Source organism: Streptomyces sp. NPDC087901 (genome assembly GCF_044742205.1).
Lineage (GTDB): Bacteria > Actinomycetota > Actinomycetes > Streptomycetales > Streptomycetaceae > Streptomyces.
Genome location: NZ_JBIUUC010000007.1, coordinates 228,544 through 247,173, shown reverse-complemented (window position 1 = coordinate 247,173; position 18,630 = coordinate 228,544). Strand labels below are relative to the sequence as shown.

The 18,630-nt window shown below is 69.2% G+C and carries 20 protein-coding genes; 6 read left to right on the top strand and 14 right to left on the bottom strand.

Annotated features, from left to right (window positions below; translation table 11 throughout):
* Positions 1-91: 91 nt before the first annotated feature.
* The 3 genes from ACIOEW_RS23170 to ACIOEW_RS23160 are packed head-to-tail and all read right to left on the bottom strand — an operon-like array spanning position 92 to position 2,701.
* A complete protein-coding gene (locus ACIOEW_RS23170; RefSeq protein WP_401965569.1) occupies positions 92-877 on the bottom strand; it encodes an energy-coupling factor ABC transporter ATP-binding protein in 786 nt (261 codons plus the stop codon).
* Positions 874-1,635: a cobalt ECF transporter T component CbiQ gene (gene cbiQ, locus ACIOEW_RS23165; protein ID WP_401965567.1), complete on the bottom strand. Its 762-nt coding sequence runs from the start codon at positions 1,633-1,635 to the stop codon at positions 874-876. The genes ACIOEW_RS23170 and cbiQ overlap by 4 nt, the downstream gene beginning before the upstream one ends.
* A gap of 1 nt (position 1,636) precedes the next feature.
* The gene (locus ACIOEW_RS23160) at positions 1,637-2,701 is read right to left on the bottom strand and encodes an energy-coupling factor ABC transporter permease (RefSeq protein WP_401965565.1); all 1,065 of its coding nucleotides are present in this window, start codon (positions 2,699-2,701) and stop codon (positions 1,637-1,639) included.
* A gap of 191 nt (positions 2,702-2,892) precedes the next feature.
* Here ACIOEW_RS23160 and ACIOEW_RS23155 point away from each other — a divergent pair, with 191 nt between their 5' ends.
* On the top strand, positions 2,893-3,246 hold the full coding sequence (locus ACIOEW_RS23155; RefSeq protein ID WP_401965562.1) for an SsgA family sporulation/cell division regulator: 354 nt from the start codon (positions 2,893-2,895) through the stop codon (positions 3,244-3,246).
* Between the two features lie 164 nt (positions 3,247-3,410).
* Here the strand turns inward: ACIOEW_RS23155 and ACIOEW_RS23150 are convergent, their stop codons facing one another.
* Positions 3,411-5,651: an MMPL family transporter gene (locus tag ACIOEW_RS23150; RefSeq protein WP_362542546.1), complete on the bottom strand. Its 2,241-nt coding sequence runs from the start codon at positions 5,649-5,651 to the stop codon at positions 3,411-3,413.
* Between the two features lie 124 nt (positions 5,652-5,775).
* Positions 5,776-6,348 carry a TetR/AcrR family transcriptional regulator gene (locus tag ACIOEW_RS23145; protein ID WP_362542543.1) on the bottom strand — a complete coding sequence of 191 codons (573 nt, stop codon included), beginning with the start codon at positions 6,346-6,348 and terminating at the stop codon, positions 5,776-5,778.
* A gap of 173 nt (positions 6,349-6,521) precedes the next feature.
* Between ACIOEW_RS23145 and ACIOEW_RS23140 the strand changes: the two genes are divergently transcribed.
* Entirely contained in the window at positions 6,522-9,842 is a 3,321-nt protein-coding gene (locus ACIOEW_RS23140) for a S41 family peptidase (protein WP_401965558.1), read from the top strand.
* Between the two features lie 248 nt (positions 9,843-10,090).
* On the opposite strand, the gene ACIOEW_RS23135 is transcribed toward ACIOEW_RS23140, so the two are convergent.
* Together ACIOEW_RS23135 and ACIOEW_RS23130 are read right to left on the bottom strand one after the other, a co-directional pair.
* The gene (locus tag ACIOEW_RS23135) at positions 10,091-10,483 is read right to left on the bottom strand and encodes a hypothetical protein (protein ID WP_401965555.1); all 393 of its coding nucleotides are present in this window, start codon (positions 10,481-10,483) and stop codon (positions 10,091-10,093) included.
* A 204-nt stretch (positions 10,484-10,687) separates the two neighbouring features.
* Complete coding sequence (locus ACIOEW_RS23130; protein ID WP_401965771.1) at positions 10,688-11,149, bottom strand: SUKH-4 family immunity protein; 462 nt, start codon at positions 11,147-11,149, stop codon at positions 10,688-10,690.
* A gap of 493 nt (positions 11,150-11,642) precedes the next feature.
* Here ACIOEW_RS23130 and ACIOEW_RS23125 point away from each other — a divergent pair, with 493 nt between their 5' ends.
* A complete protein-coding gene (locus ACIOEW_RS23125) occupies positions 11,643-12,680 on the top strand; it encodes a MarR family transcriptional regulator (RefSeq protein ID WP_401965553.1) in 1,038 nt (345 codons plus the stop codon).
* A gap of 183 nt (positions 12,681-12,863) precedes the next feature.
* On the opposite strand, the gene ACIOEW_RS23120 is transcribed toward ACIOEW_RS23125, so the two are convergent.
* The 4 genes from ACIOEW_RS23120 to ACIOEW_RS23105 all read right to left on the bottom strand — a co-directional run bounded on the left by ACIOEW_RS23120 (position 12,864) and on the right by ACIOEW_RS23105 (position 14,106).
* A complete protein-coding gene (locus ACIOEW_RS23120) occupies positions 12,864-13,133 on the bottom strand; it encodes a hypothetical protein (protein ID WP_401965550.1) in 270 nt (89 codons plus the stop codon).
* Between the two features lie 212 nt (positions 13,134-13,345).
* Positions 13,346-13,498, bottom strand: coding sequence for a hypothetical protein (locus ACIOEW_RS23115; RefSeq protein ID WP_401965547.1), 153 nt, complete (start codon positions 13,496-13,498; stop codon positions 13,346-13,348).
* Positions 13,499-13,891: an ATP-binding protein gene (locus ACIOEW_RS23110; protein WP_362542522.1), complete on the bottom strand. Its 393-nt coding sequence runs from the start codon at positions 13,889-13,891 to the stop codon at positions 13,499-13,501. It lies immediately after the preceding gene.
* Positions 13,888-14,106, bottom strand: coding sequence for a hypothetical protein (locus ACIOEW_RS23105; RefSeq protein ID WP_362542519.1), 219 nt, complete (start codon positions 14,104-14,106; stop codon positions 13,888-13,890). Before ACIOEW_RS23105 ends, ACIOEW_RS23110 begins: the two co-directional genes overlap by 4 nt.
* A gap of 120 nt (positions 14,107-14,226) precedes the next feature.
* On the opposite strand from ACIOEW_RS23105, the gene ACIOEW_RS23100 reads away from it, so the two are divergent.
* On the top strand, positions 14,227-15,108 hold the full coding sequence (locus ACIOEW_RS23100) for a helix-turn-helix domain-containing protein (protein WP_401965544.1): 882 nt from the start codon (positions 14,227-14,229) through the stop codon (positions 15,106-15,108).
* Complete coding sequence (locus ACIOEW_RS23095; RefSeq protein ID WP_401965541.1) at positions 15,059-15,262, top strand: DUF397 domain-containing protein; 204 nt, start codon at positions 15,059-15,061, stop codon at positions 15,260-15,262. The genes ACIOEW_RS23100 and ACIOEW_RS23095 overlap by 50 nt, the downstream gene beginning before the upstream one ends.
* Before the next feature lie 19 nt (positions 15,263-15,281).
* On the opposite strand, the gene ACIOEW_RS23090 is transcribed toward ACIOEW_RS23095, so the two are convergent.
* Complete coding sequence (locus ACIOEW_RS23090; protein ID WP_401965538.1) at positions 15,282-15,710, bottom strand: nucleoside deaminase; 429 nt, start codon at positions 15,708-15,710, stop codon at positions 15,282-15,284.
* The gene (locus ACIOEW_RS23085) at positions 15,707-16,570 is read right to left on the bottom strand and encodes an LLM class flavin-dependent oxidoreductase (RefSeq protein ID WP_401965535.1); all 864 of its coding nucleotides are present in this window, start codon (positions 16,568-16,570) and stop codon (positions 15,707-15,709) included. Before ACIOEW_RS23085 ends, ACIOEW_RS23090 begins: the two co-directional genes overlap by 4 nt.
* Before the next feature lie 94 nt (positions 16,571-16,664).
* On the opposite strand from ACIOEW_RS23085, the gene ACIOEW_RS23080 reads away from it, so the two are divergent.
* Positions 16,665-17,141, top strand: a complete 477-nt coding sequence (locus tag ACIOEW_RS23080; RefSeq protein WP_362542507.1) for an Lrp/AsnC family transcriptional regulator — start codon at positions 16,665-16,667, stop codon at positions 17,139-17,141.
* On the opposite strand, the gene ACIOEW_RS23075 is transcribed toward ACIOEW_RS23080, so the two are convergent.
* On the bottom strand, positions 17,122-18,624 hold the full coding sequence (locus ACIOEW_RS23075; protein ID WP_401965533.1) for a hypothetical protein: 1,503 nt from the start codon (positions 18,622-18,624) through the stop codon (positions 17,122-17,124). The two genes, ACIOEW_RS23080 and ACIOEW_RS23075, sit on opposite strands and share 20 nt — an antisense overlap.
* Positions 18,625-18,630 lie beyond the last annotated feature (6 nt).

The following is an 18,630-nucleotide window of genomic DNA, read 5'->3' as shown; positions in this document are numbered from 1 at the left end:
TGCGCTCCCGCTCATCCCCCCATGGTGCATTGCGCCGCAGGTCGGACGAGGGGCGGGTCACCCGATGTTCACCGTCACGGAACACGAACCGTCACGGGACACGAACGGTCACCGAGCGCGGGTCGAACCCGAAGGGGAGCTCCAGGCGGTGGGCGCGCATCAGTACGTCGTCGCACAGGAGGTCCTGGGTGCGGTCGTCGGCGGCGATGACGCCTTCGCTGAGGATGACCGCGCGGCCGCAGAGCTCTAGGGCGTACGGCAGGTCGTGCGTCACCATCAGCACGGTGACGTCCAACGACCGCAGGATGTCGGCGAGTTCGCGGCGGGAGGCCGGATCGAGGTTGGAGGAGGGCTCGTCCAGGACGAGGATCTCCGGCCGCATGGCGAGGACCGTGGCGACGGCGACGCGGCGGCGCTGGCCGAAGGAGAGGTGGTGCGGCGGCCGGTTCGCGTACTCCTCCATGCCGACCTGCTTGAGCGCTTCGGTGACGCGCTCCTCCAGTTCGGCGCCGCGCAACCCGCCGGCGGCTGGGCCGAAGGCGACGTCCTCGCGGACGGTGGGCATGAAGAGCTGGTCGTCGGGGTCCTGGAAGACGATGCCGACGCGGCGGCGGATCTCGGCGAGGTTGCGCTTGTCGACCGGGAGCCCGGCGACCCGGACGCTGCCGGCGCCGGCGTCGAGGATGCCGTTGAGGTGGAGGACGAGGGTGGTCTTGCCGGCCCCGTTCGGGCCGAGCAGGGCGACGCGCTCGCCGCGGGCGACGGTCAGGTCGACGCCGAAGAGCGCCTGGTGGCCGTCGGGGTAGGCGTAGGCGAGGCCGCTGACCTCCAGGGACGGCGGCGGGGTCGGCTCGGGGGTGGCGGAGGTCTGGCTCATAGGGTCCATCCCAGCAGACACACGACGAGGGCGAGCACGGGGAGTACCGAGGCGTACGCCCACTGGGTGCGCGAGGCCGTCACCTCGTCGATGACCGGCATGGAGCCGGTGTAGCCGCGGCTGACCATCGCGAGATGGACGCGTTCTCCGCGCTCGTACGACCGGATGAACAGGGCGCCCGCCGACTTGCCCAGGACACCCCACTGCCGGATGCCGCGCGCCTCGAATCCGCGCGAGCGGCGGGCGATGGACATACGGCGCATCTCGTCGGTGATCACATCGCCGTACCGGATCATGAAGGAGGCGATCTGGACGAGCAGCGGGGGCAGCTTCAGACGCTGGAGGCCGAGCAGCAGGGAGCGCAGTTCGGTGGTGGAGGCCAGGAGCACGGAGGCGGCGACGCCGAGGGTGCCCTTGGCGAGGACGTTCCAGGCGCCCCAGAGTCCGGGGACGCTGACGGAGAGCCCGAGGACCTGCGTCTGCTCGCCGGGTACGACGAACGGCATGAGCAGGGCGAACGCGACGAACGGCACCTCGATCAGCAGCCGCTTGAGGAGGAAGGCGGCAGGGATGCGGGCCGCGGCGGTGGCGCCCGCGATCAGCAGCGCGTAGAGCCCGAAGGCCCATACCGCCTCGCGCGGGGTGGTGACGACGACCACGACGAAGGCGAACACCGCGGCGAGCTTGCAGTGCGGCGGCAGGTCGTGGACCGGCGAGTGCCCGTGCCGGTAGAGCTTGTGGGCGTGTCCCGCGCCCATTTCAGACCTTCTCGTCGGTACGGGAGTCGCTGTCCGCGGGCTCGTCGTCCCTACGGCGGCGGCTGACGACGTAGAACGCGCCGCTGCCGACGACGAGGGTGGCGCCGACGCCGATCACTCCGGCCAGTCCGCCCGACATCCGGGCGTCGGAGATGTCCTTGACGCCGTAGTCGGCGAGCGGGGAGTCCTTGGCTGCGTGGTCCCTGGCCTCCTTGTCGATGCCCTGGTCGGTGGCGACCTTCTCCAGGCCGTCCGGATTCGCGGAGGCGTAGAAGGAGACGAAGCCGGCCAGGACGAGGGCGGTGACCAGGCCGGTGGCCCACAGGCCCTTGGTGGAGCGGTGGGCGGCGGGCTCCCGGGCGGGAGCGGGGGCGGGGGCGTCGACGAGTTCGCCGTCGATGCGGAGCTTGAGCGGGGCGGTGAGGCCGCGGGCGCCGTGGACCAGGTCGGGGCGGACGGCGATGACGGCGCCGACGGTCAGCGCGGTGATCGCGGCCTCACCGATGCCGATCAGGACGTGCACCCCGACCATTGCGGTGAAGACCTTGCCGATCGGGATGTCGGTGGTGCCGCCGATCCAGTACAGCAGCGTGAAGGCGGCGGCGGCGGCCGGTACGGAGACCAGTGCGGCGACGAAGGACGCGGCGGTCATGGAGCGGCGGGTGCGCGGCAGCACGCTCACCAGGCCGCGGAACAGGGCGTACGCGACGACGGTGGTCACGACGCCCATGTCGAGGATGTTCACGCCGAGCGCGGTGAGCCCGCCGTCGGCGAAGAGGATGCCCTGCATCAGCAGGACGACGGATATGCAGAGGATCCCGGTGTACGGACCGACCAGGATCGCGGCCAGCGCCCCGCCGAGCAGGTGTCCGCTGGTGCCGGCCGCGACGGGGAAGTTCAGCATCTGCACGGCGAAGATGAAGGCGGCGACCAACCCGGCCAGCGGCGCGGTGCGCTCGTCCAGCTCGCGCCGGGCCCCCTTCAGACTGACGGCCACGGCTCCGGCGGCCACGACTCCGGCGACGGCGGAGACGGGTGCGTTGATGAATCCGTCGGGTACATGCATGGGGGCGGCTCCGCTTCCTGCGTTCCTGCATTGCTGCGCGGGGTCATGAACCTCTCAATGATAGGGCCTTGTTGCGAATCGTTCGCAAGAGCACCTCTGTCACAACTGCCCAGCGTTCTCACAGTGCTCTTTTACGGAAATATGGGACATTGGATGACGAAGATGAATAGGTAAACAGGAGGAGCCGGCCCATGTCCCCCGTGATCAAAGAACATGCCCGAGCCCGGCTCGTCACCGACGCCCGCGACCTGCCCGTGGTCCCCGTCGAGCTGCGTCACGACACCGCCGACGCCCCCGGCACCATCCTTGTCGCTTTCCCCGGCGGCGCGGAGTGGGCCGTCGCCCGCGATCTGCTGGAGCGCGGGCTGCGCTCCCCCGTCGAAAGCGACAGCTTCCGGATCTGGCCGTGCGGCCGCGCCCAGCTGGTGGTCGAACGCCATACGGCGGACGGCGTCGAGGTGGTGCAGTTCGACAGCGCGCCGCTGATCCGCTTCCTGAGGCGCACGCACAGCGAGGTCTCCAGGACCGAGACCGCGCGCGCCTGATCCACCCGCCACCTCATGGCGAGAGCCCCCGTGCAGCACATGCTGCACGGGGGCTCTCGTCGCCCCGGTCCCCCGTCCCCACAGGTAACCGGTGCTTCCGGGGCCACGTTCCGCTCAGACGCGGCCCCGGAGGTCAGCGGCTCGGTGACCGGCTCAGACGCCGGTCAGACGCGGGTCAGCTCACGCTCGCCGCCCGCGTCCGGACCGGCGTCGCCCGCATCGCCGTCGCCGGAGGTGGTGGCGAGCTCCTTGCGCAGGCCCTCACCCTCGACGTCGACGTTGGGCAGCGCCCGGTCCAGCCAGCGGGGCAGCCACCAGGCCCGCTTCCCGAGCAGGGCGAGGACCGCGGGCACGATGGCCATGCGGACGACGAACGCGTCGAAGAAGACGGCGATGGCGAGTGAGAAGCCGATCATCTTGATCATCGACTCGCTGGAGCCGATGAATCCGGAGAAGACCGCCATCATGATCACGGCCGCGGCCGTGACGACCCGGGCTCCGTGCTTGAAGCCGGTGACGATGGCCTGGCCGGGCTTCTCACCGTGGACGTACGCCTCGCGCATCCGGGTCACGAGGAAGACCTCGTAGTCCATCGCGAGACCGAAGACGACACCCACCATGAAGATCGGCATCATCGACATGATCGGACCGGTCTGCTCGACCCCGAACAGTCCGCCGAGCCAGCCCCACTGGAAGACCGCGACGACCGCGCCCAGGGCCGCGACGACCGAGAGCAGGAAGCCGAGCGCCGCCTTCAGCGGCACCAGGATCGACCGGAAGACCACCATCAGCAGCAGGAAGGCGAGGCCGACGACGAGCGCCAGGTAAGGCAGCAGCGCGTCGTTCATCTTCTGCGAGAAGTCGATGTTCATCGCGGTGGCGCCGGTGACCAGCACCTCGGCGCCGGTGTCGGACTTGATGTCCTTGCCCGCGTCACGGATCGCGTGGACCACGTTCTCCGTCTCGACGGAGCTCGGCCGGTCCTTCGGGACGACGGTGATCATCGCCGCGTCGCCGGCCTTGTTGAAGGTGGCCGGGGTGACGGCGACGACACCCTTCATGCCGGAGATCTCGTCACCGACCTGCTTGGCGGCGGTCTTGCCGTCGGAGCTGTCCGCCGTGTCGACGACGACCAGCAGCGAGCCGTTGAAGCCGGGGCCGAAGCCCTCGGAGAGCAGGTCGTAGGCGCGGCGCTGAGTGGTGCTGGTGGGCTGGGAGCCGTCGTCCGGCAGGCCCATCTCCAGCGACGCGGCCGGTACGGCGATCGTGCCCAGGCCGATCACACCGACCAGCAGCACCCACACCGGCTTGCGCAGCACGAACCGCGCCCAGCGGGTGCCCATGTTCGGCTTGGCGTCGGGCTTGTTCTCCGCCTCGGCGGCCTTGCGCGCCTTGCGTCCCATGACCCGCTTGCCCACGAAGCCCAGCATGGCCGGGACGAGGGTGAGGGCGATGAGGACGGCGATCGCGACGGTACCGGCAGCGGCGAAGCCCATCTTCGACAGCATCGGGATGTTGACGACGGCGAGGCCGACCAGGGCGATGACCACGGTGAGCCCGGCGAAGACGACCGCGGAACCCGCGGTGCCGACCGCACGGCCTGCCGCTTCCTCGCGCTCCCGGCCCTCGGCCAGTTCGGCACGGTAGCGGGAGACGATGAAGAGCGCGTAGTCGATGCCGACCGCGAGGCCGATCATCATCGCGAGGGTGGAGGTGGTGGAACCCAGGTCCAGCACATTGGCCAGCGCGGTGATCGACGAGACGCCGATGCCGACCCCGATCAGGGCGGTGAGCAGCGGCAGCCCCGCCGCGATGAGCGAGCCGAAGGTGATGACGAGCACCACCGCGGCCAGCGCGATGCCGACGACCTCGGTGGCACCGGTCTCCGGCATCACCTGGAGCGCGTCACCGCCGATCTCCACGGTCATCCCGCTCTTCTGCGCCGCCTCACCCGAGTCCTCCAGGGCCTCCCGGGTGGCGTCGGTCAGCTCCATCGAGTTGACCTCGTACGTCACCGAGATGTACGCGGTCGAGCCGTCCTTGGAGACGGCCTTTCCGGCGTACGGGTCGACGACCGAGGCGATCTGGTCCGAGCCGGACTTCAGCCCGGCGGTGATCTTGTTGACCTCGGCCTTGTTGGCCGGGTCCGTCATCTTCTCGCCCTCGGGGGCCTTGAAGACGATGCGCGCGGTCGCGCCGTCGGCGCTGGCGGCGGGGAACCTCTGTTCCAGCAGGTCGAAGGCCTTCTGGGCCTCCGTACCCGGGATCGAGAAGGAGCTGGAGGTGGCGGTGGACGCGGTGGCCGCGCCGAATCCGGCGAGTGCCAGCAGTGCCACCCAGATCAGGGCGACATAGCGGCGGCGCCGGAAGGCGAGCCGTCCGAGCTTGTAGAGGAATGTGGCCACGGAGGCGTACTCCCGGTCAGGTCGTTGAGTGGAAATGGGCGTGAGGAACCACCCCGACGACGAGAGCGGCGTGTCAGGTGGGGCTTGGGGAGGGGGCCGTGCGGGTGTGCCGTGGGGACGGCGGTCAGACTCCGAGAGCGGGGAGGATCACGGAGTCGACGTAGTCGAGAAGGAACGCCTGATCCACCGGGCGGTCCTCGACCAGCTGCCGAGCGGCGAACGCGCCGATCAGCATGTGGGGCAGGTACTTCAGCGCCGGATTGTCCGGACGTACTTCCCCCCGGTCCACGGCTCGGCGCAGCAGCAGGTCGAGACCGGTCATCTCCGGTTCGATCAGCAGCTCGCGCAGGGCCTGCAGGAGATCGGGGTTCTCGTGAACGGCATGGCTCAGGCCCCGCATCAGCGCGGAGTCCTTCTCCATCTGACAGTCGTCACTACGGCCCAGGACGGCGTGGAAGTCACCGCGCAGCGAGCCGGTGTCGACATCGCTGAGGGAAACGGGCTTGTTGTGCCGCATGGCCCTGACGACGAGCTCGGGCTTGCTCCCCCACTGGCGGTAGAGGGTGGCCTTGCTGGAACGGGTGCGCGCGGCGACGGCGTCCATCGTGAGGGCGTCGTAGCCGACCTCGCGGAGCAGGTCGAGCACGGCGGCGTACAGCTCGCTCTCACGCTCGGGCGTGAGCCGTGTGCGTGCCATGGTCGACCTCCTGTTCCCTGAGCTCGGGTGATGCGCATTCGTACGTCAGTCAATCGAACGAAACTGTTTCGTACACATCGACGGTACCCCGCGCACCCAGCGAAACGAAATCGTTTCGCTTGTGTTCCGCACCACAAGTTGCCGCGCCCCCCTCACGCGGAAAGCATTGGGGGGTGAGTGACGACGTCTCGTATCTCCGGTTCCCGCACCTCCACGACGATCTGCTCTGCTTCGCGGCGGAGGACGATCTCTGGGTGGCCCCCCTCGTCCCCGAGGGCGAGGTGCCCGGACGCGCCTGGCGCGTGACCGTCGACCGCACCAGAGTCAGCCATCCACGCTTCTCCCCCGACGGGACCCGGATCGCCTACACGACGTGGCGCACCCTCGACCCGGAGATCCATCTGGCGCCCGTCACCGGCGGCCCGGCCCGCCGGCTCACCTACTGGGGGTCGACCGACGCCCGGGTCTGCGGCTGGACCCCCGGCCCCGGGGACGGGGACTGCCCGCAGATCCTCGCCGTGTCCTCGCACCGGCAGCCGTTCTCGTACTTCTCCTGGGCCTACAGCGTGCCCACGGACGGCAGCCCCGGCGGCCGGCTGCCCTGGGGCCCGGTCTCCGACATCGCCGTCGCCGACATCGACGGCGAGCGCCGCACCCTGCTGCTCACCGGAAAGCCGCCGCACGAACCGGCGGCCTGGAAGCGGTACCGGGGCGGCGCGACCGGGCGGCTGTGGCTGCACGGCGAGCGGCTGCTCCCGGACATCGGCGGGCACCTCGACTCACCGATGTTCGTCGGCGGCCGCATCGCGTTCCTCTCCGACCACGAGGGCGTCGGCAACCTCTACTCCTGCCGCCCCGACGGCACCGACCTGCGCCGGCACACGGACCACGACGCGTTCTACGCCCGGCACGCCTCCAGCGACGGACGGCGGGTCGTCTACCAGTGCGCGGGCGAGGTGTGGCTGGTCGACGACCTGGAGTCACCCGACGCCGTGCCCCGCAAGCTGGAGGTACGGCTCGGCGGCCCGCGCGCCGGACGCCGGACCTACCAGGTGTCGGCCGCCAGCAACATCGACTCCCTCTCCGTGGACGAGACCGGCCGGGCCAGCGCCGTCGCGGTACGCGGCAGCCTGTACTGGCTCACCCACCGCGACGGCCCCGCCCGCACCATCGCCGACACCCCAGGCGTCCGCGTCCGGCTGCCGGAGATGCTCGGCAGCGGCGGCCAGGTCGCGTACGTCACCGACGCGGAGGGCGAGGACGCCATCGAGATCGCCTCCCTGCCGCGCGCCAGCGGCGACCGCGCCCCGCGCCGGCTGGCCTCAGGCCGGGTCGGCCGGGTCCAGGAGCTGATCGCCGACCCGGACGGCGAACGGCTCGCCATCGCCTCCCACGACGGCCGGCTGCTCCTCCTGGACACCGGCGCCCTGGACACCGACGCTCCGGACACCGGCGAGGAGACGTCCACCGGCGAGCCCGTCGAACTGATCCGCTCCGTCAACGGCCCGGTCCGCGATCTGGCGTTCTCCCCGGACGGCGCCTGGCTGACCTGGTCGCACCCCGGCATCGGCCGCTCGCTGCGCAAGATCAAGCTGGCCCGCATCCAGGGCCCCGGCGCCCCCACGATCGTCGACGTCACCAACGGCCGCTTCGAGGACGAGAACCCGGTCTTCACGGGCGACGGCCGCTATCTCGCCTTCCTCTCCTGGCGCGGCTTCGACCCCGTCTACGACGTGCACACCGGCGACCTCTCCTTCCCCCTCGGCTGCCGCCCGTACCTCGTCCCGCTCTCCTCGGCGACGCCCTCCCCCTTCGCCCTCTCCCCCGACGGCCGGCCGGCCGCCGGCGGCCTCGACCCGGGGGACTCCGACGAGGCGGAGGCGGCCGAGGGCTCCACGGTCACCGTCGAGTTCGAGGGCCTGGAGAGCCGGGTCACGCCGTTCCCGGTCTCCGCCTCCAAGTACTCGGCGCTGTACCCGGTCAGCGGCGGCGGACTGGTCTGGCTGCGCTGGCCGATCTCCGGCGCGCTGGGCGAGACGTTCGCCAACCCGGCGGACATGTCGGGCCGCCCGACCCTGGAGTACTTCAACATCGCCAAGGCGAAGAAGACCGAACTCGTCGACCACCTCGACTGGTTCGCCGTCAGCGGCGACGCCTCCCGCCTCGTCGTCATGGACGACGGCGAACTGCGCGCCGTCCCCGCCACCGAGCCGGGCGACAACGACTCCACGGTCTACATCGACCTGCGCCGCATCCTGCACGAGGCGGACCCCCCGGCGGAGTGGCGAGGGGCGTATGCCGAGGCGGGCCGCCTCATCCGCTCCTACTTCTGGGAACCGGACATGTGCGGCATCGACTGGCCGGCCATCCTCGACCAGTACCGCCCCCTGGTCGAACGGGTCGCCACACCCGACGAGTTCGCCGACCTCCTCCGCGAGGTCCTGGGCGAACTGGGCACGTCCCACGCCTACGTCTCCCCCGCCCGCCGCAACGAGGGCCCGCCGCACTACCAGCGGGCGATCGGCCTGCTCGGCGTCAACTTCGTGTGCCGGGACGGCGACTGGACCCTGCTGCGCATCCTGCCCGGCGACTCCTCGGACTCCAAGGCCCGCTCCCCGCTGGCCGGTACGGGCATCCGCGAGGGCGCGGTCCTCACCCACGTCGACGGCCGCCCGGTCGACCCGGTCGCCGGCCCCTACCCCCTGCTCTCCGCAGCGGGCGGCACCACGGTCGAGCTGACCTTCCGCCCCGCCGAGGGCGAGGGCCGCTCCCGCCGAGTCGCGATCGTCCCGCTGGTCGACGAACGGCCGCTGCGCTACCAGGACTGGGTGGCCAAACGCCGCCAGGTCGTACGGGACCTGAGCGGCGGCCGCTGCGGCTACCTGCACATCCCCGACATGGGCGGCTCGGGCTGGGCCCAGTTCAACCGCGACCTGCGCCTGGAGGTCTCCCGCCCGGCCCTGATCGTCGACGTACGCGGCAACGCGGGCGGCCACATCAGCGAACTGGTCGTCGAAAAGCTCACCCGCACGATCCTCGGCTGGGACCTCACCCGGGACGCCCAGCCCGTCTCGTACGCCTCCAACGCCCCCCGGGGCCCGGTCGTCGCCCTGGCCGACGAGGCGACGTCCTCCGACGGCGACATGATCACCGCCGCGTTCCGCCTGCTGAAGCTGGGCCCGGTAGTGGGCCAGCGGACATGGGGCGGGGTCGTCGGCATGACAGGCCGCCACCGCCTGGGCGACGGCACGGTGATCACGGTCCCGATGAACGCCGCGTGGTTCGACACATACGGCTGGTCGGTCGAGAACCACGGCGTCGAACCAGACCTGGAGGCGCTACGCACCCCCCTGGACTGGGCGGAGGGACGGCACGCGGTCCTGGACGACGCGGTGCGCGTTGCCCTGGACCTGCTGGCGGCGCACCCGCCGGCGACGGCGCCTACTTACGACACGGCCCCGGATCTGAGGCGGCCGCCGTTGCCGCCGCGGTAGAGAGCGGATTCCAGGGCTGCCGACTGCGGGCTGCGGGGAGCCGCTGAGGCCTTGCGACGGTGGGCCGTGAACTCGGTTGCCAGGTCGGCGTCGAGAGCGCGTGTCAGGCGTGGCAGGAGCGGGATGAGGAGCTGCGGCGGCGCCCCCTTCGGTTCGGGGAATCCGGGGCTGCTTCATCCCGCAACGTTCGGCAGGGCCTGCAGCATCTTCCGCTTGAGGCAACTCCAGACCCCATTCCGAAATTATCCCTAGAGATCATACGGGTAAATTTGAATTTCAGGGGTCCGGAAGGAAATGAGACCCCCCAAAGGGATTTCCGACCTTCGATTCAAAATTTCGATCAGGATAATATCCAATCCCACCCTGACTCCTACAACTGAGTCATCACCCTCATCAAATCCGAGAACTCGACACACCATGTTGGCCGCATGCCCCCTCCCGACACCCCCCGAGATGGAGGTATCACCCGAGGGGACAGCCGTCCACTCCGCAACTTCTTCTGGAACTTCGATCTCGACATCAAATTGCCCCAGCTCGGCCGGACCCAACCCCATCCAGCGTCCGGAAGCAGTGCCCGAATCGCACTCGAAACGCACGAATTCATGTGACGGCGCCAGAACTTGAATAACTTCCACTCTCATGACTTCACTCCCAAGAGGACTCGCCACATCGAATCATCGATATCCCACGCATTGGCAAAAGAATTCCAGCCCCACGCCTCCTTGTGGCAGTGGAATCCGTTTGGCCTGCCTCGCATCCCATAAGCACTGTTACGTGCCCACGGAGCGAGTTGCGCACGGTTTCACCTCCACCAGAGTTCGGTGACAGTGTGCTGCCTCTTGAAATTACAACGGAATCTCCTCACGACCACTCTTCCGACATGACGGACCATTAAGTTCGTACCAAAGATTATCAGGAACTTCGTAAGCCTCAGGATCAATTCGACGTACGAGAACTTCCACCTCGCTCGCCGCAGCCTCCCAACCATGACATCCACTGACAGTAAATGGATACATCTGCATCACACCGCGAACGCACAGACTGAAACACTCAAGGGTGGTATTGACCACCCTCACGCCCTCCATCCCGCGTACAGATTCCACTACCTGGCCAGTTATCGGATCCAAAAAGACACTCCCAAAAAGCCCAGTCGCGCCGAACTTAATAAACTTTCCGCACGTCCCAATGGTCACACTCTCCAGAAGATCGAGGCACCTATAGAGACCCCCAATGGGCCCCTTCGGGACTTCAAGGGAGTACGACTCGGGCTCTCCTTCCTCGGATTCATCAAAACTCAACGAAACCATTGCAAATTCCGAACTAAATCCACTACTACTCTCACCCATGCCACACCTTCCAAGGTCGAATTCAATTCGCAGTACGCCTCGGGGGCGGCGTACGACCTGTGCGGGGCACCTTCGACCACAGGTCGTCGACGGTGCCACCGACGACCGGACTCTCGAGGCTCGGGGCTCGGGGCTCGGGGCTCGGAAGGCCCTGTTCACTCTTTCGTGGGTACGTGATGAGGGCTCGGCCCGAGTCTTGAGCCTCGGGATTCGAGCGTCGAGGTCCGAGTTCCGAGATTCGAGCGATGTCTGACAACCGGTAGGTAAAAGAAGGAGGTTGGGGAACACCTCCCCACCTCCCTGACCCGTAACGGCGAGCAAGTTTGACCATTTGTGACCGACTTGCGGCACGGCGTCGCGGCTGCTTACGGTGCCCCAACGTAACGACCCCGACGCGGTGTTGATAGCACCGGCCGGGGTCTCACCCAAGATCGCAACCCAGAAAGTCGATCTCGTGGCTACCCAGAACTTTAGTCCTGCCCTGCCGACGCCCGCAGCCCCGGCTCCGTGCCCGAAGGCCAGCCCCGGCTACGGCAAGCGTTCCGTCCCGGACCAGCGCCCGCCCCGCACCGACGACTTCGCGCTTCTGCCGGAGCGGGAGCGGTGCATCGCCGGATACGTCGACACGCTCCCCGAGGGCGCGGCCATGAACATCAAGTCGCTCTCCAAATGCCAGCCCCTGTACGGGCAGATGGCCGTCGGCAGCGCGCTGCGGGCCCTGGGCGTGGCCGGTCACCTGCGCCAGGCGCGGTGCGCGGTCGGGGACGGCGACACCCTCCGCTGGGTCACCCGCACATTCTGGTCGCGTACGGCCCGGGACAACGAATGGTGGAACACCTTCCTCACCACCGAGGCGAGCCGCCGTCTGCCGCAACCGGTGGTCGCATCGGCCACGCCGCCCCCTCCATGGGTCCCGGCCGCACCCGCAGCCCCCGCCGCACCCGAAGACCACGCACCCGAACAACGCTCCCCAGCCCCGGTGTTGCCGCCCCAGCGCACCGGGCAGTCGCAGGGCGCCGCCTCGGGAGACTCGTCACTCGCCTACCTCGCCCTGACCCGACTGGGCCCAGCCGACCAGCGGCTGGGGCTCTCCGAGGACGACTGCCGGGCGCTGGAGGAGCTGGCCGCCGAATGGTTCGCACGCGGTGTGGACGCCGACTACCTCGTCCACACCCTCACCGCCGGACTGCCCGCAGCCGTCGACTCACCGCTCGGCTTCGTCAGGAAGCGCCTCATCACCAAGCTCCCGCCCCGCCGGCACGCCGCCGCAACTCCCGCACCGCCGGGCACTCCCGCACCCCGCCTGATGGTCGAGTGCACCGACTGCGGTGCCCCCGGCAAGGCCGAAGCCTTCCGCGATGGCCTGTGCGCACCCTGCCGCCAGCCCGTCCAGCGCCTCGAAACCCATCCGACATCCGCCGAGGCCCCCAGCATTCAGCGCGACATCCAGGCACACGTGAAGCGACTCCGCGAACAACTCAAGCTGCGCTGACCATCCCTCTCAACAGTGGCTGCCGGGGCTCCACACCAGGGCCGCCAGGGCCTGTCCGATGGCCCTCAGGGGGATCGCGTTCGGCTCCTGAACTGTGGCGCCATGAAGAACCGGCTCACCCATGAGGCCGGTAGAGGCGGGCGTTCGCGAGTTGTTGACCCGGTGGCGTGCGTTCGTGCGAGCTCAGGCGATGGCCGGGACGAGGAACATCACCGCCAACAGCACCCCCGCCAGGCCGACCAGCCCGACGGCCGCACCTACGCTACGAAAGAGCGCCACAGGCCAGATGACAGGTGCGGCGCCGAGCATTCCCTGGGCTTGCCGTTGCAAGTCAACGTTCTCTTCGCGGCGCCGTGCCATCGAGGTGGCGGCACCTCGAATATTGAGGGCGACCCGAGTGCCACCTATCGCGAAGACCAGCGCAACGATCAGCCCCGCCATGACGCCGAACATGTTCCCCCCTGACGCGCGCACTCTGGATGGTGCGGCTCAATCCGCCCGGAGGGTAGCAGCCGACTCAGGTCGGGCGGGATCGGGCTGGGCAGAGTGATGGTGACGACGCATCGGTGCTCCTGACTTCGGCTTTCGGCGGTTGCTTTCCACCAGATGGCGCCATACCGGGCGCCTCACAGGGGCTGACACCAGCAGCCTGGTGATCCTTGCAGTCATCTCTGTCGCTCGGCAGCGAACGCCATGTCGCGGATCATGAAGTGGAGTTGCACGTCGCCCAGCGGCTCTGCCCACAGTCCCTCGGCGTCGAGCACGGAGGCCGCGACCATCCGAGCCTCTGCGACGGCCGTCGGCAATATCCCTGCCATCTACACCGACCCGCACACCGGCGATCGCAACTCGCACCACACGGTCTTTGCGTACAGCCCCTGCTCCACGCCCCACCGCAGCGCCAGCGCATCCACGAGCAGCAGCCCCCGCCCGGACTCGTCGCCGATACCGGCGGACCGGAGCATCGGCCAGACACCGGACGCCGGATCACTCAGCTCGATACGGACCCTGCCGGCGTGCGTGCCACTGACCCGGAGCGTGACCGGCACACCCTCCCCGAGATGCGTGATCGCGTTGGTCAGCAACTCGCTTACGCAGAGCGTCAGATCGCTCACATCCACGCCCGCGAACCGCGCCCGCAGTATCCGCCTCACCTCCGGTACGGCCTTCGGCACGGCAAGCAGGTCGACCGCGAGTGGCAGCACGGTCATCCGTCGACCGCCGGCCGCAGCGCCTCGGCCAGCTGCCGCGCGGTGGCCGCGTTGCAGTTGCCGAGCGCGATCAGCGGTGGCCTGGTCGTGCGCGCGGCGAGGGTCAGGGGGTCGACGCCGAGCGAGGGGAGGGTGATGCCGTGCGCGGTGAGCGCGGCGCGCAGGGCGTCGATCTCCGCGCCGATGTCGTACGTGACGTGCTGCGAGTCGTCCATGAGGGGCCCGTACACCTTTCGTTGCTGACTGTGACGAACGCCTCACACGCTGCCGTACGGAGCCCTACCGTGAAAGGGATTCCCGCTCCACAGAGCACAGCGCGAAAGGCGGTCGGCAGAGTGGCCACACGCAAGGAGATCGACGGATCGGCGGGAGTCCCGCAGTTCTACGGGAAGGAGCTGCGCTTCAAGAGAGAGGAAGCGGGCCTGACCCTGGAGAAGCTGGTCGAGGGCAGCTTCTTCGGCATCACGTACCTGAGCGAGATCGAGCACGGGCATCGGCGCATGCCGGTGGAGTTGGCGCGGCATGTGGACCTGGTGCTGGGGACGGACGGGTTCTTCCAACGGCGTTGTGAAGACGTACGAGAAGCGCGCCGCAAGGGCCATGCCCAGTACTTCGAGCGCGTACTGGAGACGGAGAATCAGGCAGTGACGATCGGACAGTGGTCGCCCACCGTCATCCCCGGCCTGGTGCAAACGGAGGCATACATTCGCGAGCTGTTCCGGGCCGAACGCGTGCCGGGCCTTACCGAAGAGACGGACGTAATGGTCCGATCCAGGCTGCAACGGGCCCAACGTCTCCTGGACCAGGGCAATCCGGAGTACTGGATCGTCATCCCCGAGACCCTGCTCTGGCAGCCGGTCCTGCCGCCGCCGCAGATGGCTGAACAGCTTGAACATGTGGCCGCTCTCACCAGAAGCGGACGGATCATTCTACAGATCGTTCCGTGGAACACTGGGGCTCACGCCCTCATGTACAACAACGCCATGCTGCTGGACTACGCGGATGCGCCTCCGCTCTTCTACACCGAAGGGCAGTACCACGGAAACACGATCGACGATCCGGGGATCGTCAAGCAGTATCGGAGGTCCTACGATCTGCTCAGGGCCGCCGCCGAGTCGCCGGACTCATCCCTGGCAGTGCTCGAAGCAGCGACAGAGGACTATCGAAATGGTGCGCTCCCCAAGCATCTTGCACGGCGCAAACTGGCGGAGGAGTAGTTACAGCAATGCCAATGGCGGCGACTGCCTCGAAGTCGCCGACGGCCACCCCGGCCTCGTCCCCGTCCGCGACTCCAAGCGCCCCCACGGCCCCGTGCTCGTCGTGAACGCGGCCGCCTGGACACCGTTCGTCGAGGCCGTCAAGGCGCACTGACCCACCCGACGAGCGGGGGTCAGGCGTAGTACGGCTCCATCACCGCCCGCACCTCCTCCAGCAGCGCCGGTCCCTCCTGCGGCACGGGCGGGCGGCTGCTGCCCGGCCTGATGTCCAGGAGCTGTTCGCCGGAGAGGGCGTACACCACGCGGCGCAGCCCCGCCTGCTGGATGACCGCCTCGCACATGGAACACGGCTCGCAGCTGGTGTACATCGTGGTGGCCGCCGCCGTGGCCGCGTCCAGCTCCCTCGCGGCCCACCGGGCGAGCTTCAGTTCCGGGTGCGCGGTGATGTCCCGGTCGGTGAGCGTCGTGTTCCGGTCCTCCGCGAGGACCGTCCCGTCCGTGGCCGCCAGCAGCGAGCCGAACGGCGGGTTGCCGCTTTCGCGCGCCTCGGCCGCGAGGGTGATGGCGCGCCTGAGGAGGGTGTCGTCGTCGGGCGTGGTCATGGCTGCTCCGTCGTGGTGCGGGGTGGGTAGAAGTGCGCGGCCACCGTGGCGAGTGCCTGCCGGGCCGGCTGTGGGTGGCTGGTCTCTTGGGGGTCGCCGTTGTACGGGTCGAGGACGACCGTGTCGGTGCCCAGCAGCCGTAGTTGGTCGAGGTCGTCCATGATCTGGTCGATCGTCCCCTCACCGGCGAGGCGTTGCGGGCCGTCGACCTGGGTCGCGGTGGGCCGGAGCACGATCCGGGGAGCGAAGGCGGGCACCGGAAGGTTCTGTTCGTACGCGGCCGACTTCAGCCGGTCCGCGGCTTCCCGCAGCCAGGGCATCGTGCACCGCAGCGGGTGCCAGGCGTCACCGAGCCGCACGGCCCGGCGTAGGCCCGCATCGCTGTTGCCGCCGACCCACACCGGGATCTTCCCGTTCCCGTACGCGGCCGTGTCGGCCCAGGCGTCCCGCATGTCCTTCAGGGCGGCGTCGGTCAGTCGTCCCCGCTGCTCGAAGGGGATGCCCAGGGCGGCGAACTCCTGCCGTGCCCAGCCCACGCCCACGCCGAGGACCAGCCGCCCGCCGCTGAGTGCGTTCAGGTTGGCCGCCATCCGGGCGGTGAGCAGCGGGTGCCGGTAGGGGGCGATGAGGACCGTCGTACCGAGCCGGATGCGGGTGGTGAGACCGGCAAGCCAGGACAGGGTGGTGAAGGGCTCGTAGAAGGGCGCCGGATACTGCTCGGCGACGTCGGGCGTGACGGCGATGTGGTCGGAGACCATCAGCAGGTCGAAGCCGAGACCTTCCACGGTCCGGGCCCAGTCGTGCAGGACTCCGGGGTCGGTTCCGGGTCCGAAATTGAGGACGTTCACGCCGATCTTCACAGGGCCGAGCCTAGCCAGACCGGACCGGTCGGCAGAAGGGATTCCTGCCGGTCCAGGCGCAGTTCACCCGTGGAACTCCCGGTAATCTGACCGGATGGCCGAGAATCTTGACGCGACGGACTGGGCGATCCTCGACGAGCTCCAGCGCGACGGCAGGATCGCGTTCACGGAGCTGGCCCGGCGGGTGAACCTGAGCGCGTCGGCGACGACGGAGCGGGTGCGGCGGCTGGAGGCGGTCGGGGTCGTCACGGGGTACCGGGCCGAGGTGGATCTGGAGCGGGCCGGATATGTGGCTCTGGCGGTCGTCCGGCTGAAGTACCCGGGGAGCCGGCACGAGCCGTTGCACCGGATGCTCCGGGCACGGCCGGAGATCCTGGAGTGTCTGCGTACCACCGGTGACGACTGCTACGTCCTCAAGGTGGCGGCCACCTCGATGGCCCACCTGGAGGAAATAGTCGACGAGCTGGCCGAGTTCGGGAGCACGACCACCAATCTCGTCTTCAGCCGGACGATGCCACTGCGCGGCCCGCGGGAGCCCCACGCGGACCGAATCAGTCGTCCAACGGCGTAGTGCCTCCCGGGCCCGCGAACACGAGCTGGGTGAGCGGCGACGGGAGGTAGTCCGCCTCCACCGTGACCCGGTAGAGCCCCGCGTCGGGGACCTCCAGATCCGCTCCGAGGGCATCGTCGTCACCGGCGTAGAGGGGGGCCTCCCGCTGGAAGCCGCCGTCGACCGCGGTCACGGTGCAGTCGACCCCCGACGGGTCGTCCGTGCCGGTGATGCGCACCGTCCATTCGGCGTTCGGCACCACGTAGTCCGGGACCGTCAGGCCGAGGCCGTCATCTGCCTGGTCGGGGCCCAAGTGGTCGTCCTCCAGGAGGAAGTCGACCACGGCCTGCCGCGCCGCTCTGCCGCTGGCCAGCGCACCGTGTTGCAGGGCCAGGGGCACCGTACGACGTGTCAGGGACGCCGATTCGCGGTGGACCGTTCCGTCGCCACCGACCTGGAAGCGGCGCGGGGCCCCGTCCGGGTCGCGCATCAGCTCGCCGTCCGTGTGGGTCCGGAAGCAGTACTCGGAGGCGATGACCGTGCCGTTCTCCAGCCGCATCGACTGCACGGTCTCCTGACGGATGCCGACGACCGGGCGGTGGTGCGGGAACGGCTTCGACCGGAGCGCGTCGAAGAACTCCTGCGAGCTTCTGGCCAGGTCCTTGTCACCGCCCAGCGCGCCGACGTCGGAGGGCGTGAGGCGGCGGACGTCGAGGCCCTCCTCGACGCAGAGGAAGCCGGGCAGGAGGTCGTGGACGCCGGGCATCGCGGAGGCGAGGGAGGCGAGCCGGCTGTGCGGCAGCGGCAGTGGGGCGCCCTGGGCCGTGTTCAGGATGTTCGCCGCGACGACCGACCCGTGGAAGGGCGTGCCAAGGGTCATGACGCCGCGGGTGTCCGCTTCGAGATCACCGTCGAAGCCGAGGGTGAGGGCCGCGTAGGTGACGAGGCCGCCCATCGAGTGGGCGACGAAGACGAGACGGGCTTCGCGCTCGTCCACCGCCTGCAGGCGTGCCGCCGCGTGGGCCGGGTGCTGTCGCCACCGTTCCAGGTGCTCACGGGCTTCACTCGCGAGCCGTCGCGCGTTGACCTCGACCGGCAGCCGCCAGTCGTACGGGAACGGCATGACGGCAGCGGGATGGGCGACGGCGTTCTCGATGGCCCCGGTCATCTTGTGGTACGGCTCGATGCCTCGCAGGACCGGGCTCCACGCCGGAATCTGCAGAAGCCTGCGCGCCTTGATCCGGCCGTACTCCCCGGCCTGCTCCTCGGCTGTGAGGTGCAGGGGCGCGAGCCCGCCCTTGGTCAGCCAGGCCTTGGCCAGCCACGTGGGATGTGCCAGGCCCCAGAGGACTTTGCCGGTGCTCGTGTCGTACAGCTCGCTCCCCATGATTCCCGGTACGAGGACGACGGCGTCGTGCGTGACGGCGGGGGTCAGTCCCGGAGTCGTACGGGGACGGCCGCCGGGGACGCGGCCCGGCGGATTCGTCTGCGGCTGCTCAGTCATGACTGA